Source organism: Paenibacillus aurantiacus (assembly GCF_042431225.1).
In the GTDB taxonomy this organism is placed as follows: Bacteria; Bacillota; Bacilli; order Paenibacillales; family Paenibacillaceae; genus Paenibacillus_Z; species Paenibacillus_Z aurantiacus.
Window position 1 is genome coordinate 221,434 of sequence record NZ_JBHMDO010000003.1, and the last position, 18,092, is coordinate 239,525.

20 protein-coding genes are annotated in these 18,092 nt (G+C 47.8%); 4 read left to right on the top strand and 16 right to left on the bottom strand.

The window, feature by feature from the left end:
• Positions 1-93: 93 nt before the first annotated feature.
• From ACFFSY_RS01895 to ACFFSY_RS01955, 13 genes are all read right to left on the bottom strand, one after another.
• The gene (locus ACFFSY_RS01895) at positions 94-1,647 is read right to left on the bottom strand and encodes a stalk domain-containing protein (RefSeq protein ID WP_377489048.1); all 1,554 of its coding nucleotides are present in this window, start codon (positions 1,645-1,647) and stop codon (positions 94-96) included.
• Positions 1,648-1,911: 264 nt separating this feature from the next.
• Positions 1,912-2,943: a hypothetical protein gene (locus tag ACFFSY_RS01900; protein ID WP_377489051.1), complete on the bottom strand. Its 1,032-nt coding sequence runs from the start codon at positions 2,941-2,943 to the stop codon at positions 1,912-1,914.
• 322 nt (positions 2,944-3,265) lie between these two features.
• A complete protein-coding gene (locus ACFFSY_RS01905; protein WP_377489054.1) occupies positions 3,266-3,841 on the bottom strand; it encodes a dihydrofolate reductase family protein in 576 nt (191 codons plus the stop codon).
• A gap of 81 nt (positions 3,842-3,922) precedes the next feature.
• Positions 3,923-4,993 (bottom strand): serine hydrolase domain-containing protein, encoded by a 1,071-nt coding sequence (locus ACFFSY_RS01910; protein ID WP_377489057.1) that lies wholly within the window; start codon positions 4,991-4,993, stop codon positions 3,923-3,925.
• A gap of 233 nt (positions 4,994-5,226) precedes the next feature.
• Positions 5,227-5,619, bottom strand: a complete 393-nt coding sequence (locus ACFFSY_RS01915; protein ID WP_377489060.1) for a DUF1259 domain-containing protein — start codon at positions 5,617-5,619, stop codon at positions 5,227-5,229.
• A gap of 129 nt (positions 5,620-5,748) precedes the next feature.
• Positions 5,749-6,252: a hypothetical protein gene (locus ACFFSY_RS01920; protein ID WP_377489062.1), complete on the bottom strand. Its 504-nt coding sequence runs from the start codon at positions 6,250-6,252 to the stop codon at positions 5,749-5,751.
• 423 nt (positions 6,253-6,675) lie between these two features.
• Positions 6,676-7,089, bottom strand: coding sequence for a contact-dependent growth inhibition system immunity protein (locus tag ACFFSY_RS01925; RefSeq protein WP_377489065.1), 414 nt, complete (start codon positions 7,087-7,089; stop codon positions 6,676-6,678).
• Positions 7,090-7,144: 55 nt separating this feature from the next.
• Positions 7,145-7,498: a cyclic-phosphate processing receiver domain-containing protein gene (locus ACFFSY_RS01930; protein ID WP_377489068.1), complete on the bottom strand. Its 354-nt coding sequence runs from the start codon at positions 7,496-7,498 to the stop codon at positions 7,145-7,147.
• 131 nt (positions 7,499-7,629) lie between these two features.
• The gene (locus ACFFSY_RS01935) at positions 7,630-7,824 is read right to left on the bottom strand and encodes a hypothetical protein (RefSeq protein WP_377489071.1); all 195 of its coding nucleotides are present in this window, start codon (positions 7,822-7,824) and stop codon (positions 7,630-7,632) included.
• Positions 7,825-8,050: 226 nt separating this feature from the next.
• The gene (locus ACFFSY_RS01940; protein WP_377489074.1) at positions 8,051-8,416 is read right to left on the bottom strand and encodes a DUF6547 family protein; all 366 of its coding nucleotides are present in this window, start codon (positions 8,414-8,416) and stop codon (positions 8,051-8,053) included.
• A 715-nt stretch (positions 8,417-9,131) separates the two neighbouring features.
• Complete coding sequence (locus ACFFSY_RS01945) at positions 9,132-9,704, bottom strand: TetR/AcrR family transcriptional regulator (protein WP_377489077.1); 573 nt, start codon at positions 9,702-9,704, stop codon at positions 9,132-9,134.
• 49 nt (positions 9,705-9,753) lie between these two features.
• Positions 9,754-10,836: an alkene reductase gene (locus ACFFSY_RS01950; RefSeq protein WP_377489080.1), complete on the bottom strand. Its 1,083-nt coding sequence runs from the start codon at positions 10,834-10,836 to the stop codon at positions 9,754-9,756.
• Between the two features lie 160 nt (positions 10,837-10,996).
• Positions 10,997-11,566 carry a dihydrofolate reductase family protein gene (locus tag ACFFSY_RS01955; protein WP_377489678.1) on the bottom strand — a complete coding sequence of 190 codons (570 nt, stop codon included), beginning with the start codon at positions 11,564-11,566 and terminating at the stop codon, positions 10,997-10,999.
• A gap of 295 nt (positions 11,567-11,861) precedes the next feature.
• Here ACFFSY_RS01955 and ACFFSY_RS01960 point away from each other — a divergent pair, with 295 nt between their 5' ends.
• Positions 11,862-12,680, top strand: a complete 819-nt coding sequence (locus tag ACFFSY_RS01960) for a class I SAM-dependent methyltransferase (RefSeq protein ID WP_377489083.1) — start codon at positions 11,862-11,864, stop codon at positions 12,678-12,680.
• Positions 12,681-12,736: 56 nt separating this feature from the next.
• Here ACFFSY_RS01960 and ACFFSY_RS01965 read toward each other — a convergent pair whose 3' ends face one another.
• Positions 12,737-13,519, bottom strand: coding sequence for a copper amine oxidase N-terminal domain-containing protein (locus tag ACFFSY_RS01965; protein WP_377489086.1), 783 nt, complete (start codon positions 13,517-13,519; stop codon positions 12,737-12,739).
• Between the two features lie 157 nt (positions 13,520-13,676).
• On the opposite strand from ACFFSY_RS01965, the gene ACFFSY_RS01970 reads away from it, so the two are divergent.
• The gene (locus ACFFSY_RS01970; protein WP_377489089.1) at positions 13,677-14,144 is read left to right on the top strand and encodes a CBO0543 family protein; all 468 of its coding nucleotides are present in this window, start codon (positions 13,677-13,679) and stop codon (positions 14,142-14,144) included.
• Between the two features lie 77 nt (positions 14,145-14,221).
• Here ACFFSY_RS01970 and ACFFSY_RS01975 read toward each other — a convergent pair whose 3' ends face one another.
• On the bottom strand, positions 14,222-14,488 hold the full coding sequence (locus ACFFSY_RS01975; protein ID WP_377489681.1) for a WYL domain-containing protein: 267 nt from the start codon (positions 14,486-14,488) through the stop codon (positions 14,222-14,224).
• A gap of 451 nt (positions 14,489-14,939) precedes the next feature.
• On the opposite strand from ACFFSY_RS01975, the gene ACFFSY_RS01980 reads away from it, so the two are divergent.
• Positions 14,940-15,263, top strand: coding sequence for an AbrB/MazE/SpoVT family DNA-binding domain-containing protein (locus ACFFSY_RS01980; protein WP_377489092.1), 324 nt, complete (start codon positions 14,940-14,942; stop codon positions 15,261-15,263).
• On the top strand, positions 15,263-15,649 hold the full coding sequence (locus tag ACFFSY_RS01985; RefSeq protein ID WP_377489095.1) for a type II toxin-antitoxin system PemK/MazF family toxin: 387 nt from the start codon (positions 15,263-15,265) through the stop codon (positions 15,647-15,649). The genes ACFFSY_RS01980 and ACFFSY_RS01985 overlap by 1 nt, the downstream gene beginning before the upstream one ends.
• Positions 15,650-15,711: 62 nt before the next feature.
• On the opposite strand, the gene ACFFSY_RS01990 is transcribed toward ACFFSY_RS01985, so the two are convergent.
• Positions 15,712-18,036 carry a beta-L-arabinofuranosidase domain-containing protein gene (locus ACFFSY_RS01990; RefSeq protein ID WP_377489098.1) on the bottom strand — a complete coding sequence of 775 codons (2,325 nt, stop codon included), beginning with the start codon at positions 18,034-18,036 and terminating at the stop codon, positions 15,712-15,714.
• Between the last annotated feature and the right edge of the window lie 56 nt (positions 18,037-18,092).

An 18,092-nucleotide genomic window follows, 5' to 3' on the forward strand; every position in this document is an offset into this window, starting at 1 on the left:
ATCTGCAATTCGTAATTCCAAACCAAACTTCTGCCCATGCAACTGCCGCAGCATTCCAATAGCCGATGATTAGCAAGGTTGTTAGTTATCCATTCAGTCGACGTCCGTGATCTTCCATGCGCCATTTTCCTGCATGAACACGATTCCTCGCGTGCCTGACTTATTTCCGTACGGATCGAACAGGTAGCTGAACGTCACGTACGCCAGCAGTGCGCCGCCGGGACGCTCTTCGAACGTCACGGAGCGGATGCCCGTAATGAGCCGCTGGCCAATCGTCTCGAACGACTGCGCCGGTGTGCGGTCCTTCACGAACATTCGGCCGAGCGCAACAGCATCGCTACTGTTCATGGCGTTTACATAGCCGTTCAGCAGCTTCGCGGCGGCCAACCTCTCCACTTCTCCTGCGTACGCGCCTTCATCGAGCAGCTGCGGCTTGAAGACGAGCAGCGTGCCGCGCACGCTTGGCGTCCACGTCAGTTGAAAGCCGAAAGCTTCCGACGTCGCGCGAAGCGGCAAATAGACGCGTCCCGTCTGGATCACCGGCTTGGCGTTCGCGCCGGTAAGCTGCTTGCCGTTCACCCATAGCGACAGCATTCCGCTGCTTCCCGGGTTGATTTGCTGCGTATCAGGCTGCGTTGAAACGAATGCGGCTTTATGCGCATCATCCCATCTCACGTACCAGCCGAACGATTCCGCAAGCGCGCGCATCGGCAGCAGCATAACGCCCTTCGAGACGATCGGCGCAAGCGCGGGATCGTTCACCGCGACACCGTTGATGGCCAGCGTAGGAGCGGCTGGAGGAGCGACCGTAACGCGCTGGGAGGATTGACTCCAACCGGTGTCGATGTAGAGGTTATAAGCGCCAGGTGTGATCGGCTTAAAGGTGCCGTCGAACGCTTCGCCGTAGGCCGGCATCGTGAATTGAAAATTGTAACGTGCTTCGCTGTAAGGTGCAGTAAAGACAAGCAGTGCTCTTTTGTTCGGATAACTCACGCCTTTTGCTGACCTATAGCCACCGGATATATCGGACGTCTGCACGAAGATTCGAATCGTTCCTTCATGGCTTACGACACTGCCCGTAACACCAACCGTCTGTCCGATGGCCGGCTTGAGTGTGCTGATATCTGTCTGCGGAGGTACCGCCAGCAAAGCGAAAAACTCCTTGATGGCCGTAGTATCCTGGGCGATATATTTATCTTTGCCGATAAGGATGTAGACGTCCTGCGACTCATTGAATTGGAAGTTGATATCGGTGCCATCGGTTAGCTTCATAACGAGACTATTGGCGAAATAGACGTTCTCTCCGACCAATAGCTTCGTCGTCGGCTTTGCGTTCTTAAGCAGACGGTTCACGATGGTCACCGTTTTCGCAATAGCGTCTTGATCCGCGGCGCGCGAGCCAAACAGTGGCACAAACGCCATATCGGACTGCCCCATTTGGACCCACTGGACCGCAGACGCTTGAATGGCCGATGGCCGTGCGGATGACACCGGCACGTCGACGGTATCATCTTCGGCCGCTGCCGGCATATTGGCTGCCGTTGGCGCTGCCGCCTCAGCCGCCTGCGCGGTTCCGGCCGTCCCGGTTGGAACTCCGACGGCGAGCAGCGCCGCCAGGCCGAGCATATACATCCGTTTCATTCTCATATCCTCGATACCTCTCGTCAGGCAGACTAAATTTACATCCGCAAGTTAATCTATTTCCCGTTCACCTTTTATTCGCTTCACTTCTTTTTCCAAATTGTTAAGACGAATTTGTATTCTAATTATTACGGCTATCAATAACAGCACTATCCATGACACCGGGATTACTCCTTCCCTTCTGGATCTCCGATCGAACGTTACCCGTTAGGTTGAACGCGATCCGCCTATAAGACGCAGCAATCGTCCGTCGATTTGCCTAGCCGATGTCTATTCGAGTAAACCATTGACCGGGATGGCCCGCATGCTGTAGAATTCGCCTTTCTTATTAATCTTGCCGATTATTGTCGGCATCCCTTTTTTCGCGAAGGTATACACGTTCTGCTTCACCTTCACGGAATACCCGGAGAGGTTTACGTTGAACAGTGATTTGACAGCCGGTTTTGCGACTGCAATCGCTTTACTTGACGTATATTTGGCTTTGGCAAACGATTTGTTAAAATCCGCCTCATTCGCCCAATCCGCACCGGGCTGCACAACCTCTAACACTTTATTCGTCTTTGCGCCGATCGTAACATGGCTGTTATCATAGCGGTCATAGATATACCACGTAAGTCCCGATGCAGCCTCTTCTTTGGTTAATGCAGCGTAGGTCGCCGCAGTCGGGAACGGCCCTTTTAGTTGCTTGAAGGCATTGTTCGCCAGATTGACAAGCTTCGGTTCGAGCTGGTTGATCGGCACTGTTATACTGGCTTTCAAGCGGTTATGTTGGTCCAGATCGACGTATAGCGATTGGTCATGCCCGAAGAATACCCAATAATTGCTTGGTTTATTATCTTGATAAGGGGAGTTAACCCGCCACAGCGTATCGAATGTGAACGGGTGCTTCATCGCGCTGAACGCTTCACTGAATTTAGCGATTTTGCCCACTAATGCGGCATCCATTACTTGGGTCATATCCGCATATTTATAATAAATCGTGGTCTGGGAGACGCGTTGGTTTACTTTGTCGTAAGTGACGCTATATTGTGCCGACAGCCCCTTTAATTTCCCTTCCACGATGATTTCTTTCTCATTGTCCATGACCACATTGAAGTCGGACTGAGATTCTCGGTCGGAATTTGCTTCAACGGCAGCCATCACCTGTTTTTCTACATCGGCGTCCATTCCGGAGTTAGCACTGGCTTCTGTACGGCTTGAATCGCTTTCTACCGCTGCGGGCGAAGAGGCTTGCACGGAGGATGATGCTGGTGCAATGAGCGTTAATGCCGTCACGATCGCAAGGATAAGCTTATTATTCATAGGGATTACCTCCAACGTAATGGTTAACCTTCAAACGGTTCTATGGTCTAGACGCACCCCAATGGTATAAAGTTCCAGCAACGACCGAAATATCCTTGTCGTCACCGCAATCCCAACGTGGCTTCCAAACACATCGCTTTGCTTGCGATGCGGGGGGACCCAACGTAGGATGCCGATAAAAATAGGCCAACCAGAAATCTCTGGTTGACCTAATAATACGAAGCAGCCGATCGAATGGGCTGCCGCCGCGATACCTTATTGAACTAACGATCCCCGTTCGTACAGCCCCGTTGGGTAAGGGGTACTCCTTTACGAGGCAAGGTCATCTAACCGTCTGGTAATGGAGACCAATGGCGCCGGAATCGAACGTTTTATTTTCGATAAGCTTAAGATTGGTCTTCTCTTGAAGCCCTTGAAACAACGGCAGTCCGCTGCCGATCAGGACAGGAGACACCGTGATTTTGTACTCATCGATTAGACCAAGACTCATCACGTGGTGCGCAAATCGGGGACTTCCGAGGATGACAATATCCTTTCCTGGCTGCTCCTTCAAATTCAGGATTTCTTCCTTGACGTTCTCTTTCACCAGTCTGGAATTGTTCCATTCCACGCTATCAAGCGTCGTGGAAAAAACGACTTTGGAGGTTTGCTCAATCCATGCGGCATGCTCCAGTTCATGCTGCGAACTGGAGGGGTCCGACGGCACGGTGGGCCAATAGTTGAACATCATTTGATAAGTGTCCCTACCCCAGAGCACAGTGTCAACCGTACTCAAAATTTGCGCCGCGTGTTTCGCTAGAGCCTCATCGTAAGCAACCCAGCCAATGTCCATTGCGCCATTAGGCCCTTCTACAAAACCGTCAAGCGACGCATGCAAAAATAACACAAGCTTTCTCATTTGAGTTCTCCTTCGTCCATGTGAGGTAATGTAATGACTACATATTACCATGTTAAGGTTCGAGACGTTTCTTATGAATTGCTAATCCAACGACGTTTCTCTCCGCAGGATTGCTTCAAATATTTTTATGCCTGTAGCGTCTATCATCGTTCCTTGAGAAGGCTCTTTTTTAGTCATCCATTTTATTAATTGAGCCTTATAATAATCCATAAGAGAATTCGAGAAAAAAGAATAATTGGATAGTAATACAATTCCTACACGAAGTTCCTTATTCAAAGCCAGATAACTATTAAAACCAGCTGAGCCCCCGTTATGCCAAAGGATGCATTTATCTAGAAGTTTATCCTCATGCCAGCCAAAATAACGGTTCGAATTTCCGATCCATAAAGGAAGATGGCTTTTTTGTAGTGTAGAGGCTATCGGATTATCATCCTGTAGATTGGCTTGGACAAATAAACTCAAATCGCGAACAGATGACTTAATTCCCCCCGCTCCTTCATAAACAGAAAGATCCCAATGAGGGACTCTTTTCCCGGTTGAAGCATGTCCATTCAAAAACCTGCCATTCTGTTCGGAATCAAGCCTAACGGCTGTTTCATTCAACTTTAACGGACTCGTTATATATTTTTTTAACAGTTCGTCATACGTACTTCCGGACACCTTACATAGAATGTTTCCCAGTATGCCCAGCCCGATATTGGAATAGTCAAACGAACCCATGCGATCCGTGTAGTCAGCACGAGATAAAAAAGCAGTTAAATCTTCCTCGGTATAAAATGAATAAGGATTTGATCTATTTTTAGACAAATCGTGATTGGATGCCAGTATAGGCAATCCTGAGGTATGCGTAGCAAGACTTCTCAAGGTAATCTTGTTCAAATATACGTTTTCAACGTTTTGCACGTACTGACCAACCATGTCATCCGAGGAAACCAGTTTTTCCTGTTCCATTGCTAGTAATAGTATGGAGGTGAAAACTTTGGTGATGGAGCCGATTTCAAATAACCTGTTTTCAGGAGGGATCATGCTTTTCTTTTTAGCATTGCAAAATGAATAGTATTCAATCTTTCCCTCTCTAATAATCCCGATAACAAGTTCTAAACGTTTCTTATCTTTCGTATAATCTGAAACAAAATTTTGTAAATCCTCCATTGTAGAAGCTGCTCCTTTTATTTTTTTGATTTATTCAATCCTCGATGTTGGAATCCTTTCAATCAACCTATTTCTGGAAATTAATTATGTATTCGTTACCAACTATCGATTTTCCTGTTCCTGCTCGTTTAGTGTAATAACCGACAAGAGAAGCAGCTGCCGCGGCAATCTGCATAAAAAAAGCGATGGGTTTGTTCCATCGCCACGCTTGGGTTTCTGTTAACACAAACAAGCTATTTGACTCTATTTAGAGCCCTCCTTACTTTTCTTGCGAAAATTAAAGGTTTTTCAACAGCTTCAATATTTACATAAATCAAACGTGGATTTTCAAATAACCATTCGTTGTGTATAGACGAAACTTCTATTCCCTGATTACGAATGGCGGAGACGAACCTCCCGACTTCTATCTGCAGGAGTGCGATTCTTCCTAAGCACAGCGCTTTGCCTGTATTATTGTTTCTTGATTCGAACGAGAACGAAGATGTGACCCCGAACTTTTTCCCTAAAATTGTTGCTCTTATTTCGTTTCGTGAAATTGTAGCCACACATTTCCCGCCGGCAAAACCAGATTGACCGCCGATAACTCTTGCAAACTTTTGACAAAGTAACGAATTATTGTTCGTCATAAATATGACCTCCTGTTCATGGTTAATTTATGAGCTTATGAACAGGTTTGAAACGACAGATATCTACTTTTATTGAAAAATTCAAACTACGATAAGTGCACTCCCGTTAGCGCAGTCAAATACTGTTCATTACTTCTGCTTGTAGTCAATCGACAGTAGCCGATCGTCTTCGTCCAGCAAAATATCGATCGTAGATCCAGAACTAAGCTCAATCATGAATCCTTGTTCCACGGGATGAAAGGTTTGAATATCCTCGTTGATTCTCATTTTCCCCAATTCTTCTTCATAGAAATCCGTGAAGGTTTTCTCGTCCGCGTAGGTTAAGTAAAAAGGCGAGCAGGCATTTTCTTTTCCCATAAAGACTGTTCTATTCGGAAGCGGGATTGAGAGGTGCGTCAGTTCTGCTGTGTAGTCGCATTCAAAAGCCTTGCTGGAGAACATATAACTTTTGACAACATTGTTGAATTCCCCATTCCAGAAGTAAAACCCACATAGAACAACCAGCGGTGTTGTGACAAGCACAACTTTCTTCATCGAACCAACGTCTTTTTTCATGGCGAATATCACCAGGATGGCCATCCAAGCAACTAACACAAAACCACTATAGAAAAAATAGAGAATGTTGCCCGCCATGTCATCGCCCCCTTACTCCCCACTCGCATACCCCATCACTTTCCCTTGAATCTCCCAAACACTTAGCGGTCCGAACAACTGGCTGTCCACGTGACGGTTCGTGCTGTCCACAGCCGATCGTTGCTACGGCAAATGTAACAACGACCCAAGCGGCCATTCTTTTCCCTATGATATGCACTCCTCCCAGTACCACAACAACCCTTTTTTTGCCAATATAAACGCAGATGAAGCCGCAGATGTTTCACGAGTTCTTAACGATACCCGCCATTAGAAACAGCGGCAACCTTAGACTACATCGTCCAAGACTGCCGCTGCTTATGGCAACGAAAACGACAGCCGATAGGCTGCCGTTGTTGATAGTTGAGCTATTGTTCTCAGTTAGTTGAACAGTGGTTAAATTAGATCACTTGAATTTGTTTCATTTTAAGCCCAATTCCCTCTTACTTTGTTATAGTTTTCCGCTAAGGGAGAGAGTACCTCTATAAAGCAATCTACTTCAATCATAATATTGTCTAGTTCGTAATTCAGGTCAGGATGTAAATCCCAGAAATCTGATGCAGTTTGTAAAACAGATGCCAAAAGATCGCCCTTATAGCAATCCCCCTTCACAAATGGATCTTTTGCCAAGAGTTCTAATGCCATGGGAATTAAGTACTCTGAATTTATTTGTTGTCCAATCATTATTCTTAGATCTGCTGCAGTGAAGTCTTTCAATGGCTTGGTACGTAAAGCATGGCACGTGACTACTAAACCCGAGTTATAATTTGGTTCTCCCCAATCATTACCGTCTAATTCCTGCAAATTCTTGTTCAAATCAAAGCTTATCAATGAATTCATGAAAAGCCTCCCTCGGAGTATTGCTTTAACGTCTCCCGTTAACGCAACACATTTATCAGTCTCCTGAATACTTGTTTGGTGTAATCGAGTTATGGAATATTTCAATATCGCCATCAATAAAATTTCTGCGTTGCGCGGCTAGTAATGTTTCATACATATTCTTTCGGCCCACAGGATTGTCAGTGTGTAGGTATATTTTACTAGCCCTCAAACCATTTTCACAAAAATACTTAACGAAATCGTATCCATTAGGCAATTCGTTTCCTTGCTCGTCCTCGTCTAAGTCATGATCAAGAGACAGTAAATTTATCGTATGTTCTTGAAAAACTCGCACTGCTTCTTCAAAAGTTCTAGCCACAATAAAACCTTCTGGGCAGTCTCTTAAGTCATCGAGATAAAGATTAATCATAAGATCACCTCTTGCTATGAGTATCTCCATATTACCATACATTGGAAGTAATCTGCCCGTTAGCGTAACGAAAAAAGCAGCCGACCTTCGTGGCCGACTGCTGCTGTCTGGGATAATTTCTAAGACAAAGGCTAATCTGTCTGGAATGGGTTTTTAGCGTTTGTTACTTCTTGCAAGATTACAATTGGGTCGGATATTAACCCTAATTCTTTATCTCTTGGATAAGTAACAGCTATTGTAGGATTTTCACCAGCGTAACTAATTACCGACTCCATGTTATCCCAAAAGGTACACAAGAAAAAGTGAGCATATTCATCCTGCTCCACAACTTTTAGAAATGCTCCTCTATTCCCTGGTAACGAAGTAGTGTCTTTAATACCCGTTTCATTCTCGTATGCTAAAAAGCCTCTTTGTTATGTAAAGGTACAACGCCATGCCAAGTTCTAGCTATCAGAATTAACACCACCTCAATATTAATTTTCGTCTTGATTTATAGTACCACATATTGGAATTGTTTTGTCCGTCTGTTAGTTCAAAGAGCGATCAGGTTAATTAACTGTTCTGATCCGGCCATGAATCTCCTTCTCTTCGGCAAACCCAATCATAATGCATACCGGAGTCAAATGGTTCATTCGCCATCTTGATGCCATTCTTGACAATTTCGAGCCCTTCAATATTGACTTGATCTGTCAGATAGACAAGTACATCATGCATCCCGCCGTCTCGAGCAGATTGGGCAATTAGTGCAATTACCTCTTTTTGTTCTGGTGTTAATTCACTCATGACTTTATTGATTTTTTCATTCTCTACCGTGTTCGGCCAGCCGTTACCCATTATCCAACGAGGATACAAACATGGACGAAGTTCTACCAAATCATCAATGAATTCCTTGTATAGTTCTAATGCTCGCTTTTCCATCTGTTGACCCCCAAATTCATGTTCTCTGTCCTGTAGCTCTGTTTTAATAAAGAATTCAGCTAACGTTTCCCGATACTTCAATCAGAAATGCCTATATCTGTATTAGTAAAATTCCATCTGGAGTAGCAGTGAATGGAAAATCAGAAGAATTGTCTACCTCAATTTTTAGAGTAAACTTGAACAATCAAGAAATATCGTTGGTTTTCGATTCAATCACAACTTGTTGAAGATATTCACCCTGCAATGATTTAATAAATTCCGAATGTAAACTTACATCGGTACCCCATTGTACCTCATCAGATGAGACTACCATTTCGTCGTCTCTTACAAAATTCCAATGACATTCAACATAGACATTAAAGCTCTGGAAACCACTATGGAGTTCAATAACTAACGACTTTTCTGAAACAAGACAGTCTTTCACAAACATATGTGAAAGATAAGTTCTCAGAATCATTGGGATATTAAGCTCTATGTATACTCCTCCCTTAATCCGTTAGCTGAACTCGAGCATCTAACTATGTGATTTCAACAAGTGAATCATACCACATATTGGAACTATCCTGCTCTTTAACTTAATGAAAACAGGGAGCAGCTGCCGCGGCAAACTGCTCCCTGGTTTGGTTCAACTTTTGTTACCCTTTAGTGCAGTCTCTCATTGCAGGGTATGAATATCACGCCATATCTAGACCTCAAGTCACTACCGATTGCCAGACTACTTGGCATTCACCTTGCTGTTCAACCAATCATTCATCTGCTCAACCTCATGCTGGATGAACCTCTCATCCTGGAACGCTTGCGCCAATGTGGCGACCCCTTGGCTTCGGGCGAGAAGATGCATCGCCAGCTCGTCGGCGGCCGCTTCGAGGCCGAGCAGCGCGAACTGCCGGCTCAGCCAGGTCCGAAATAGGGTGAATAGTTCGCTCGCCTCCGCCTTCGAAGCATGATTCAGCTTCGACAGTTCCGTGCAGAGCGTGCCTACCGGGCAACCATACATTTTAATATCCGCTTGGTTCGCAATCAAAATATCGATAAAGCGCTTGATCCGATCCTCGGGCCGCTCGCCTCCATCTTCCCATTGCAGCAGCATATTCCGGGTGTTCTCCAATCGCAATTCGATCACGGCAGCCAAAATTTCGTCCTTCGATTTGAAGTGGTAATAGAAGTTCCCCTTGGAAATTTGAACCGAATCGGCAATATCCGCTAAGGAGGTATGCTCATAACCCCGTTCATAGAACAGCCGGTCGGCCATCTCGACGATGTGCTTGCGAGTTATTTTCCCCTTCATGTCTAACACCTCCGTAGCCGACCGCACCTCACCATATCAGTCGGCTTGTTTATGTTTCCTCCCCGCGGTAAAAGGGATAATCGATGTAACCCGCTTCGCCGCCTTGGTAGAACGTGGCCTGATCAGCCTCATTTAAAGGCAGGTTCTCCCGATAGCGCCTTACTAGATCCGGATTGGCCAAGAACGGCGTCCCAAAAGCAACCAAGTCCGCGTCGCCGCTGCGTATTGCCGTTTGAGCATGCGCCAAGTCATAACCATTGTTCGCGATATACAGACCAGAGAACTTCGAACGCAAGGCGCGGTAGTCGAGCTCGCTGTTCTTCGTCATCATATCGCCTTCGAGCACATGCACATACGCCAGCCCGCGCGGACTTAACTGCTCGACGAAATAAGAGAAATGCATCTGCGGGTTGGAATCGGACATGGAGTTAAATCGATTCTCGGGAGTCAACCGCACGCCTACGCGCTGAGCTGGCCACACCGTGCAAACCGCATCGAGCACTTCGTTCAACAAGCGCATCCGATTCTGCACGCTGCCTCCATACTCGTCGGTGCGGCGATTGCTGCCGTCGCGGAGGAACTGATCGATCACGTATCCATTCGCACCGTGTACCTCCACGCCATCAAAGCCTGCGTGTCGGGCCAGCTCGGCGGCATGTTTGAACTGCGCTACAATCCCCGGGATCTCCGATGTCTCCAGTGCACGCGGCGTTACATAGTCGTGCTTACCGGTATATGTATAGAGCTGCCCCTCCGGCCGCAGCGCCGATGGAGCTACCGGTGTCGCGTTGTCTGGCTGAAAGCTCGGGTGGGATATCCGCCCGCAATGCTGCAATTGAAGGAAGATTCGGCCGCCTGCCTCGTGCACCGCATCGGTCACGCCGCGCCAGCTAATGGCTTGAGCATCCGTATAGATCCCCGGGGTGAACGGGTAGCCGACCGCCTCCGGTGAAACGGGGGCAGACTCCGCGATGATAAGACCGCTACTGGCGCGCTGTTGATAGTAGGTTACCATCATGGGCGTAACGACGCCATTCGCATCGGCGCGATTACGAGTCATCGGTGCCATGACCATCCGATTGGCTAGTGTCAGATCACCTAATTGAACAGGCTCAAATAAGTCTTTTGACATCACGATCACATCTCCTTCAAATGATTTCGCAATAAAATTAGGACGATCGTCCAATTCCATTGGATTTTAGCACGATCGTCCTAATCCGTCAATCCAAAAAGGCTGTAACAGGTTGCCGCCATGCAACCCGTTACAGCCCCTGGGCATTGTTGTGTTAACGTTAGCGTAACGCTTCCGGTCTGCTTTCCAAATGATAGATAAGCTGCACGACACCGGAAGAGAACGTTCTTGTACGAACCGTTGTTACATTTATCCGCTGATGAATATCAACGAACAACGGCTTTCCCTCTCCCAAAATAACAGGGTGAACCGATAATCTAAGTTCGTCAACGAGCCCTAAATGGAGAAATGTTGTAATTAGACTGGCCCCACCATATAACCAGATGTCTTTGCCAGGTTTATTCTTCAGCTTGTTGACTTCTTCGGGAATATTATCGTTTATGAAAATGGCCTTATGATCCGTTCCTTTTTGCGTTCTGGAGAACACATACTTTTCTTTAGGATGAACCAGCCGCCAAATTTCTTTCTCCGCATCGGATTGTGAACCATCCGGCGTAAATTGTCCCCATAAGTCATAGCTTTTTCTGCCGTACAATATCGTATCAATTTGATTCAAAAAAAGATCAAACCCCATCTCAGCGTCCATGATGCACCAATCTACTTCTCCATTCTTCCCTTCAATGAAACCATCTAACGTAACGGCTAAATCTAAAATTATTTTGCGTGTCATCATTTGTTGCCCCTTTCGTTGATTTATTACCATTATAGCCGTTAACTACGACAATACATGTCGTAGTTAACTTTTCAACGATGCGGCGTGAGTGCTTCATGAGACAGCAGCAGCTCCCTCGGCGGTAGACTGACGCGAGATTGATGAATATAGCTGGTTTTGTTCATCCATAAACGGTATATTATGTATGAGTTTATAGCGATGCGTGCCCATGTTCGATAGGTTTGATTGAATTAACGTTCAAGTCGGGCTTTCGTTCTAGCTCTTATTATTAATAGTTGAGGTGGTCGTTGGCATGGGCAACAGCAACAATCCTGTCTATACAACCAACATTATAGGCGCTGGCGAGGTGGGCTGCGCCAAATCGGTCGACTTGGACATTCAATCTGTTCATACAACCAACCGCTCCTATTGGGATATCAACGGCAATGATTTCTTAGGGGCAATCGTGCTTCCTTCTTATGGAGCATTTGTCTCCGAAGAAAAATGCCGGCTTTTTGGCGACGTCACGGGGAAAAAGCTGCTGGAGATCGGCTGTGGGAACGGCCAATCCTTGCAGTATCACGGGGAACGCCAAGCAGCCGAACTATGGGCTGTAGATATATCCGAACAACAAATCGAAAAGGCCGCGCAGCATTTGGAGGCATGCGGTCTCGCCGCAACATTGATCTGTTCTCCGATGGAAGAGGAATGCGGCCTGCCCGTGGATTATTTTGACGTTGTCTATTCGATTTATGCCATAGGCTGGACCACCGACCTTGAGGGTACTTTTGGCCGGATCGCCTCTTACCTGAAGAAAGACGGCGTATTTATTTTCAGCTGGTCCCACCCTATACACAAATGCGTGGTTGCGGAACAAGATAGGCTTACTTTTAAAAAAAGCTATTTCGATGAATCTTGGTATTCGGTATCGCTTGATGAAGGCACGCTAACCTTGTCGGACCGCAAACTATCCACCTATGTGAATGCGCTGGCCAAAGCGGGATTTGTCATCGAGCAGATGATTGAGCAATCGGATGAAGACATGCTGCAATCGCGGGGCGATAACAGCGATTTTGCCAAAAAAGCAATGATGCTTCCTGTAACGTTTGTAATTAAAGCACGAAAACGATAGTTGCTCCATTATTGCAGACAAAAGTAAAACCGCCTCTACAAGGGCGGTTTTATTGTCTAATCTATAGAAGCGAGCCTCCACTCCCCCTGCTTATTCTTCATATAGTAGAATATTAGATTCGTGGTTTTCACTGTACCTTCGCTATTTTTCACTTTACCGGCAACAGGAACCTCAATCCTTCCCTCCCCGTTATCACGAACTTCGCCTAATGATTCAAACCGGTATTCATTATCAAGTAAATATAAGAATGCGCTAGAGGCAGTATTCTGAATGAACACGCTCTTGAACGCCGCTTGGTCCTTATTTGCCATCGACTTCAAGGTATTCTGGAGGTTCTCTTTGATGACATCGTTAAGTATGGGGTCATTTGCAGACTCCCAGTCGATGAATACCCCAGGCGCGAAAGCTGGTCGGTCAATCGTGACCATGGATCGTTCAGCATCATACTGCACTTGGAAACCAAAGGCTTCGCTAATAAAACGCAGAGGCACGAAGACGCGTCCTTGTATGACGGTAACAGGTGCATCCAGTTTCACTTCTTGACCGTTTACCCGGGCCATTGTTTCGTCAAGGCGCAGCATGGCGTACTTTCCGTCTTTATTTTTGACCGTAGCGATCTTATCTCGGCCGTCCCACAGAAATTCGAGATCGAGCGAAGCCAGTGCGCGAATGGGGACAAGCGTGCGCCCTTTCTCGATGACGGGGTTCACATCCGGCTGGATGATCGTACCGTTGATAACCGTCGTAATCCCTTTCCCCGTGGATGCTGCAAAGGCAGGAGCGGCTGTGGACGAAAGTAATAGCATGGAGATTGCAATCTTTAGTCCGGTTTTTATCATGACCACACCTCATTTGGCGGATTTATACAACCAGACGTATTCAGCCGCATTTATGTTGCTTGCATGGCCCAGCCCTACTGTTCATTGAATTGAATTGCAATACATGACAAATACTTGAACATAGCTCAATTTACTCCTTCATTAAGGTGGTTGCGGAATGGATACGGTCATCCTCTATGGTGTATGGATACTAACCACTATACTTTTGATTGTATTCATCAATCGAACAAACTGGATCCAGGCACAAATTAGCTTTTTATTTATGCAGGTGCCTAGTTGGCTGTTTGGTTCTTTAGTTGTGCAGGGCGGATTAATTGAGTACCCTGTAGGCTTTCTTAAAATAGCATATCGAGCAAGTTTCACATTTGAGTTTTTCGTATTTCCAGCTGTAAGCGCCATATTTAATACTTACTTTCCGAGAAAGAAGCACTGGGTCATTAAAACGCTGTACATCCTGGGGATCCCGGGCCTCATGACTGCAGGTGAGGTTTATCTTGAGAAACACACGGAGCTCATTAAGTATTTGCATTGGGCATGGTACTGGAGCTACCTCACGATGACTGCAACTTTATTACTCTCGTACGGATACTATTTATGGTTTTTCAGAAAAGTAAAGATCACATAAGCAGGTTAGAAAAAACTTAATCGCAACGGGTCTCGACCACTGCATGCGACCTAGCAGCGGATGTTGCAGCCGTCCTCTTAGTTGTCGATTTTGTCGAGACCGAAAGCCTCCTCCACCCTCGCTCTCATTCGAGAGCTGAATCGCAGCGTAAGATGGATCAAAGGGCCGGTGTCATTGTTGCCCCACCGCGCGTCCAGTTCCTCCATGCGAACCCTGCGGCTGGCGAAATGCTCCAAGTGAATGCGTATGTCGCTTATTCTGGAGAGTCGGAAGGTCCTATAGTCTCTGCGCAATCTGCAGTAAGCGTATAAATACCAGGCATAGCCCTTCCACGCCGATCCGATCGGTCAGCGACATTCGCCATTTCTTCCGCAGGTTATATATGCTACAGGCTTAGTGCTATACCAACGAACCGGCGACCTCACCCTGATCCAAATAAAGCATCAAAGAAAGTGCCCAACCTTGCCATCTAGCAAAGTTTGGGACTATTGATTGGTTACATCTTCAGCACATTCATCCCCACCGATAACTCATCCCTCGGCACAGCTCCGAATTCGGACGTCTCCCGGCAGACGTCCGAATTCGGAGCAAACACACCAGCAAGAACGCGCAGCCGATAAGGAGCCATACCGTGCCAGTCGCTGACATCGAATCCATGCTCCAGCCAGATGCATAAGGCAATACAGCGCCGCCGATGCCTCCCGATGCAATATATGTCTTTTTATCGAAAGAAGTATCAAACCCCTTCTTTCTGTATATACATAGTATATACAAAAAGAAGAAAGGGTGGTACAATTGGCACATAAACCATCCAAGGAGCTGATTAACGTGTCGGCACCCGCTAATCCAATTGCCAAAGCCACATTTCGTCCGTGGGGAAACAGTCTTGCTCTTCGATTTCCAACCGAGGTGTTAAAAATGGCTGGGTTCAGCGAAGGCGTAGAGGTTGGATTCCATGTCTCCGATGAAGGAGAAATTGTGCTTCGTCCAACTTTACCTGCGGCTGATAATCAAAAGGGGCTTCGCGCTCTATTTCTATCGCTTCGCGGCTCTGCACCAGACGGCGTAAAATGCGAAGAGGAAGAATTTTACGAGCCAATGGGGGATGAAATGATTTAATGGCTATTACGGGAACTGTAGCGCGCGGGAGCGTAGTCTGGTTGAACTTCTATCCTCAAAGAGGAAACGAACAAGCCGGATATCACCCCGCAATTGTAATATCAGACGGACTTATTGATCCAGCACACTCTGACTTAGCCTTTGTCGTTCCTGTGACAAGCCCAACAAAGCCAGGTTACCCCTTCCATGTACCTGTTCCTGTAGGAATTGATATCAACGGTGCTTTAGCAGGAGTATCCTACACAACATTGAATGGCGTTGCCTTAACTGATCATGCGAAGTCACTAGACTTAAGCGCGAGGAATGCCATAGTAATAGGTGAGATCCCCACAAGTTCTCCGTTTTATAATCAGGTTGTTACCTATGTACGAGCCATTCTCGCCTAATAGCGCGAAAAAACCGACGACCGTCATCTGACAGTCATCGGTTTATTTGCAATCCCCGCTCGTTAGTCGTCCCACTCCGCAAGCTTCAACCGATCAATCACCCGAATGCCGAACACGCCGCCGGCTACCCCGCCATCCGCCGAAGCGAACTTCACTTCTACGTGATCGGCGCCGCCAAGAAGCGCTTCCGGAAGATCGTACTGCACGTTGAACAGCTGCTCCGGATGCTGGGCCTCCAGCTTCTGGCGCGCAATGACGTGATTATCGATCAGGATGTCGAATACCCGTTGTTGATGTCCCCGCTCATTATGGAATGAACCATCACTGCCATAGTAAGTCACTTGAAGCGCCATCCGCCGCCCAGGGACGACCTTCATGCGATAACTGAAGTAACCGCCGCTCTCCGCGATGCGATAGCCTTGCTGGGCATAAGCGGAATAGCCCGATCTCGACTCCTGTGACGCAATCGCATGCTCGACTTCCGATTGCTGCTCATGGGGACTCACGACGTCGACCGTTATTGCATGAAGCCGCTGCCGCTCCGCCTTCTCATGGTCCACATAGCTCCCGTATTGCTCCTTGTTCATCAGCGTCCAGTAGATGGTGTAGCGCTGGTGATGAAGCTCGTAGAAAGGAATCAGCGTTATCTGCTGGCTGCCCGGCTCGCCGACCGCGTCCGTCACGAAGGCGAGCGGCTTCCCTTCTACCGGCATGATCCACTGCTTCACATCGTTCTCTTCCGTGACCAGAATTGGAACGTCAATGAGCGGATGCTGGTGCAGCTTGAGATGATTGTCGACGATATCGCACTGCGGGAAATGATCTCTGCCCAATGCGCCGGCAAGCACGACCGGTCCGTACATGAAGCCAACCTTCTTCGCGTCTTCCTTCGACCGGTAGACATGAAGCTCCATCGGCAGCGTGATGGCAATGACATCGCCCGTATTCCATATCCGATCGATCTCCAGATAACCTTGCTCCGAACTAGAATAGGTCTCCGTATCGCTAACGACGGCCGTAACCGCTCCTGCAGCCCAATAGGGAACGCGGATGTGAAGCTTGAAGCGTTCGCCGCCAGCTTCCTCCAGCGTGATTCGCGTCTCATTCGAGCGGGGGAAATCCGTCTCCTGTCGCAGCACGAGCTTCCCGTCCTTCAAGACAGCCTTGGAGCTGATGAACAGGTTGACGTAGACCGCTTCGTGATCCGAATAGTAGATATCGCGCGTATACAATGCCGGGTTCTCCATGCCGGTGCCGGTGCAGCACCAGAAGGAATGGTCATCGGTTCCGTACACTTTGAAGTGGCCAGGCTCTGTCGAGATGAAATACATTTTCGCGCCGGAGTCCGGATCCTGCGAGGCCAGAATATGGTTGTACAGCGCTCGCTCATAGAAATCCATGTATTCGGCGTTCGGCGACCATTGGAACAAGAGGCGGGTCAGCTTGAGCATGTTGTACGTGTTGCACGTCTCTGCCGTCTCCACGCCGAGCTTCTCCGAATGCTTCGCCCGGAAATGTTCAAAAATGCTGTTGCCGCCAATGATGTAGGATCGGCCCTGCGTCACCTCTTGCCAGAAGAACTCGGCCATCTTCCGGTACTTCTCTTCTCCGGTAATATTGTAAAGCTTGGCCGCTCCGATCACTTTCGGAATCTGCGTATTCGCATGCTTGCCTTCCAGCTCGTCGACGCCGCGGGAGAGCGGCTCCAGAATAGCCTGGTGGCAGAAGCGGACCGCAAGCTCTAAGTAATCGCGGTTCCCCGTGATGAGGTAGAGATCCGCCATCGCTTCATTCATGCCGCCATGCTCGCAGATCAGCATGCGTTGGAATTGCTCCTCCGTCAGCCGGTCGGTGCCTTTCTTCGCCCAGTCGGCCAACTTAATGACGACCTCCAGTGCTTTCCGACTCCCCGTCAGCTTGTAGGCATCGATCAACCCGGCATAGATCTTATGGATGCTATACCACGGCACCCACGAACCGCCCAAGCCGAAGTTGTGCACCTCGAAATCGCCGTCGCCATTGAAGACGCGGTCGAAGCAATCGCGCGGGAATCCGCTGACATATCCGTCCGGATCATGCGATTGGACGAAGGCCAGCTCGTCGATGGCCGTATTCAGCCGCCGCAGCAGCGATTCGTCCTGCGTGACGGCAGCCATGGCCGCGGCGGCCGACAGCCAGTGTCCGATAGAGTGCCCGGATATCGCCGTCGATTCCCAACCGCCATAACGTTCCTTCTTCGGCTGCAGCTTGGCCGCCTCATAACAAGGCGCCGCCAGGCGATCCACATCCATGCGCAGCAAATAATCTCTTCCCGTATCTTGCGAGTTCTTGAATAAGCCATCGAGCAGGATCGTCTTGCTCGCAGCTTGCGCGGAAGTTCCCACCATAAATTTCATCGCCCCACTATATGAAATTTGATTGTTCACTTCCACCAGTGTATCCT

Bases quoted from the DNA above. Each gene is read 5' to 3' on its own strand.
- ACFFSY_RS01905 (WP_377489054.1), bottom strand. From the start codon at position 3,841: ATGAGAAAGCTTGTGTTATTTTTGCATGCGTCGCTTGACGGTTTTGTA.
- ACFFSY_RS01900 (WP_377489051.1), bottom strand. From the start codon at position 2,943: ATGAATAATAAGCTTATCCTTGCGATCGTGACGGCATTAACGCTCATT.
- ACFFSY_RS01945 (WP_377489077.1), bottom strand. From the start codon at position 9,704: ATGAAGGGGAAAATAACTCGCAAGCACATCGTCGAGATGGCCGACCGG.
- ACFFSY_RS01910 (WP_377489057.1), bottom strand. From the start codon at position 4,993: ATGGAGGATTTACAAAATTTTGTTTCAGATTATACGAAAGATAAGAAA.
- ACFFSY_RS01930 (WP_377489068.1), bottom strand. From the start codon at position 7,498: ATGATTAATCTTTATCTCGATGACTTAAGAGACTGCCCAGAAGGTTTT.
- ACFFSY_RS01920 (WP_377489062.1), bottom strand. From the start codon at position 6,252: ATGGCGGGCAACATTCTCTATTTTTTCTATAGTGGTTTTGTGTTAGTT.
- ACFFSY_RS01965 (WP_377489086.1), bottom strand. From the start codon at position 13,519: ATGATAAAAACCGGACTAAAGATTGCAATCTCCATGCTATTACTTTCG.
- ACFFSY_RS01915 (WP_377489060.1), bottom strand. From the start codon at position 5,619: ATGACGAACAATAATTCGTTACTTTGTCAAAAGTTTGCAAGAGTTATC.
- ACFFSY_RS01925 (WP_377489065.1), bottom strand. From the start codon at position 7,089: ATGAATTCATTGATAAGCTTTGATTTGAACAAGAATTTGCAGGAATTA.
- ACFFSY_RS01990 (WP_377489098.1), bottom strand. From the start codon at position 18,036: ATGGTGGGAACTTCCGCGCAAGCTGCGAGCAAGACGATCCTGCTCGAT.
- ACFFSY_RS01985 (WP_377489095.1), top strand. From the start codon at position 15,263: ATGGCTATTACGGGAACTGTAGCGCGCGGGAGCGTAGTCTGGTTGAAC.
- ACFFSY_RS01970 (WP_377489089.1), top strand. From the start codon at position 13,677: ATGGATACGGTCATCCTCTATGGTGTATGGATACTAACCACTATACTT.
- ACFFSY_RS01955 (WP_377489678.1), bottom strand. From the start codon at position 11,566: ATGACACGCAAAATAATTTTAGATTTAGCCGTTACGTTAGATGGTTTC.
- ACFFSY_RS01895 (WP_377489048.1), bottom strand. From the start codon at position 1,647: ATGAGAATGAAACGGATGTATATGCTCGGCCTGGCGGCGCTGCTCGCC.
- ACFFSY_RS01940 (WP_377489074.1), bottom strand. From the start codon at position 8,416: ATGGAAAAGCGAGCATTAGAACTATACAAGGAATTCATTGATGATTTG.
- ACFFSY_RS01960 (WP_377489083.1), top strand. From the start codon at position 11,862: ATGGGCAACAGCAACAATCCTGTCTATACAACCAACATTATAGGCGCT.
- ACFFSY_RS01950 (WP_377489080.1), bottom strand. From the start codon at position 10,836: ATGTCAAAAGACTTATTTGAGCCTGTTCAATTAGGTGATCTGACACTA.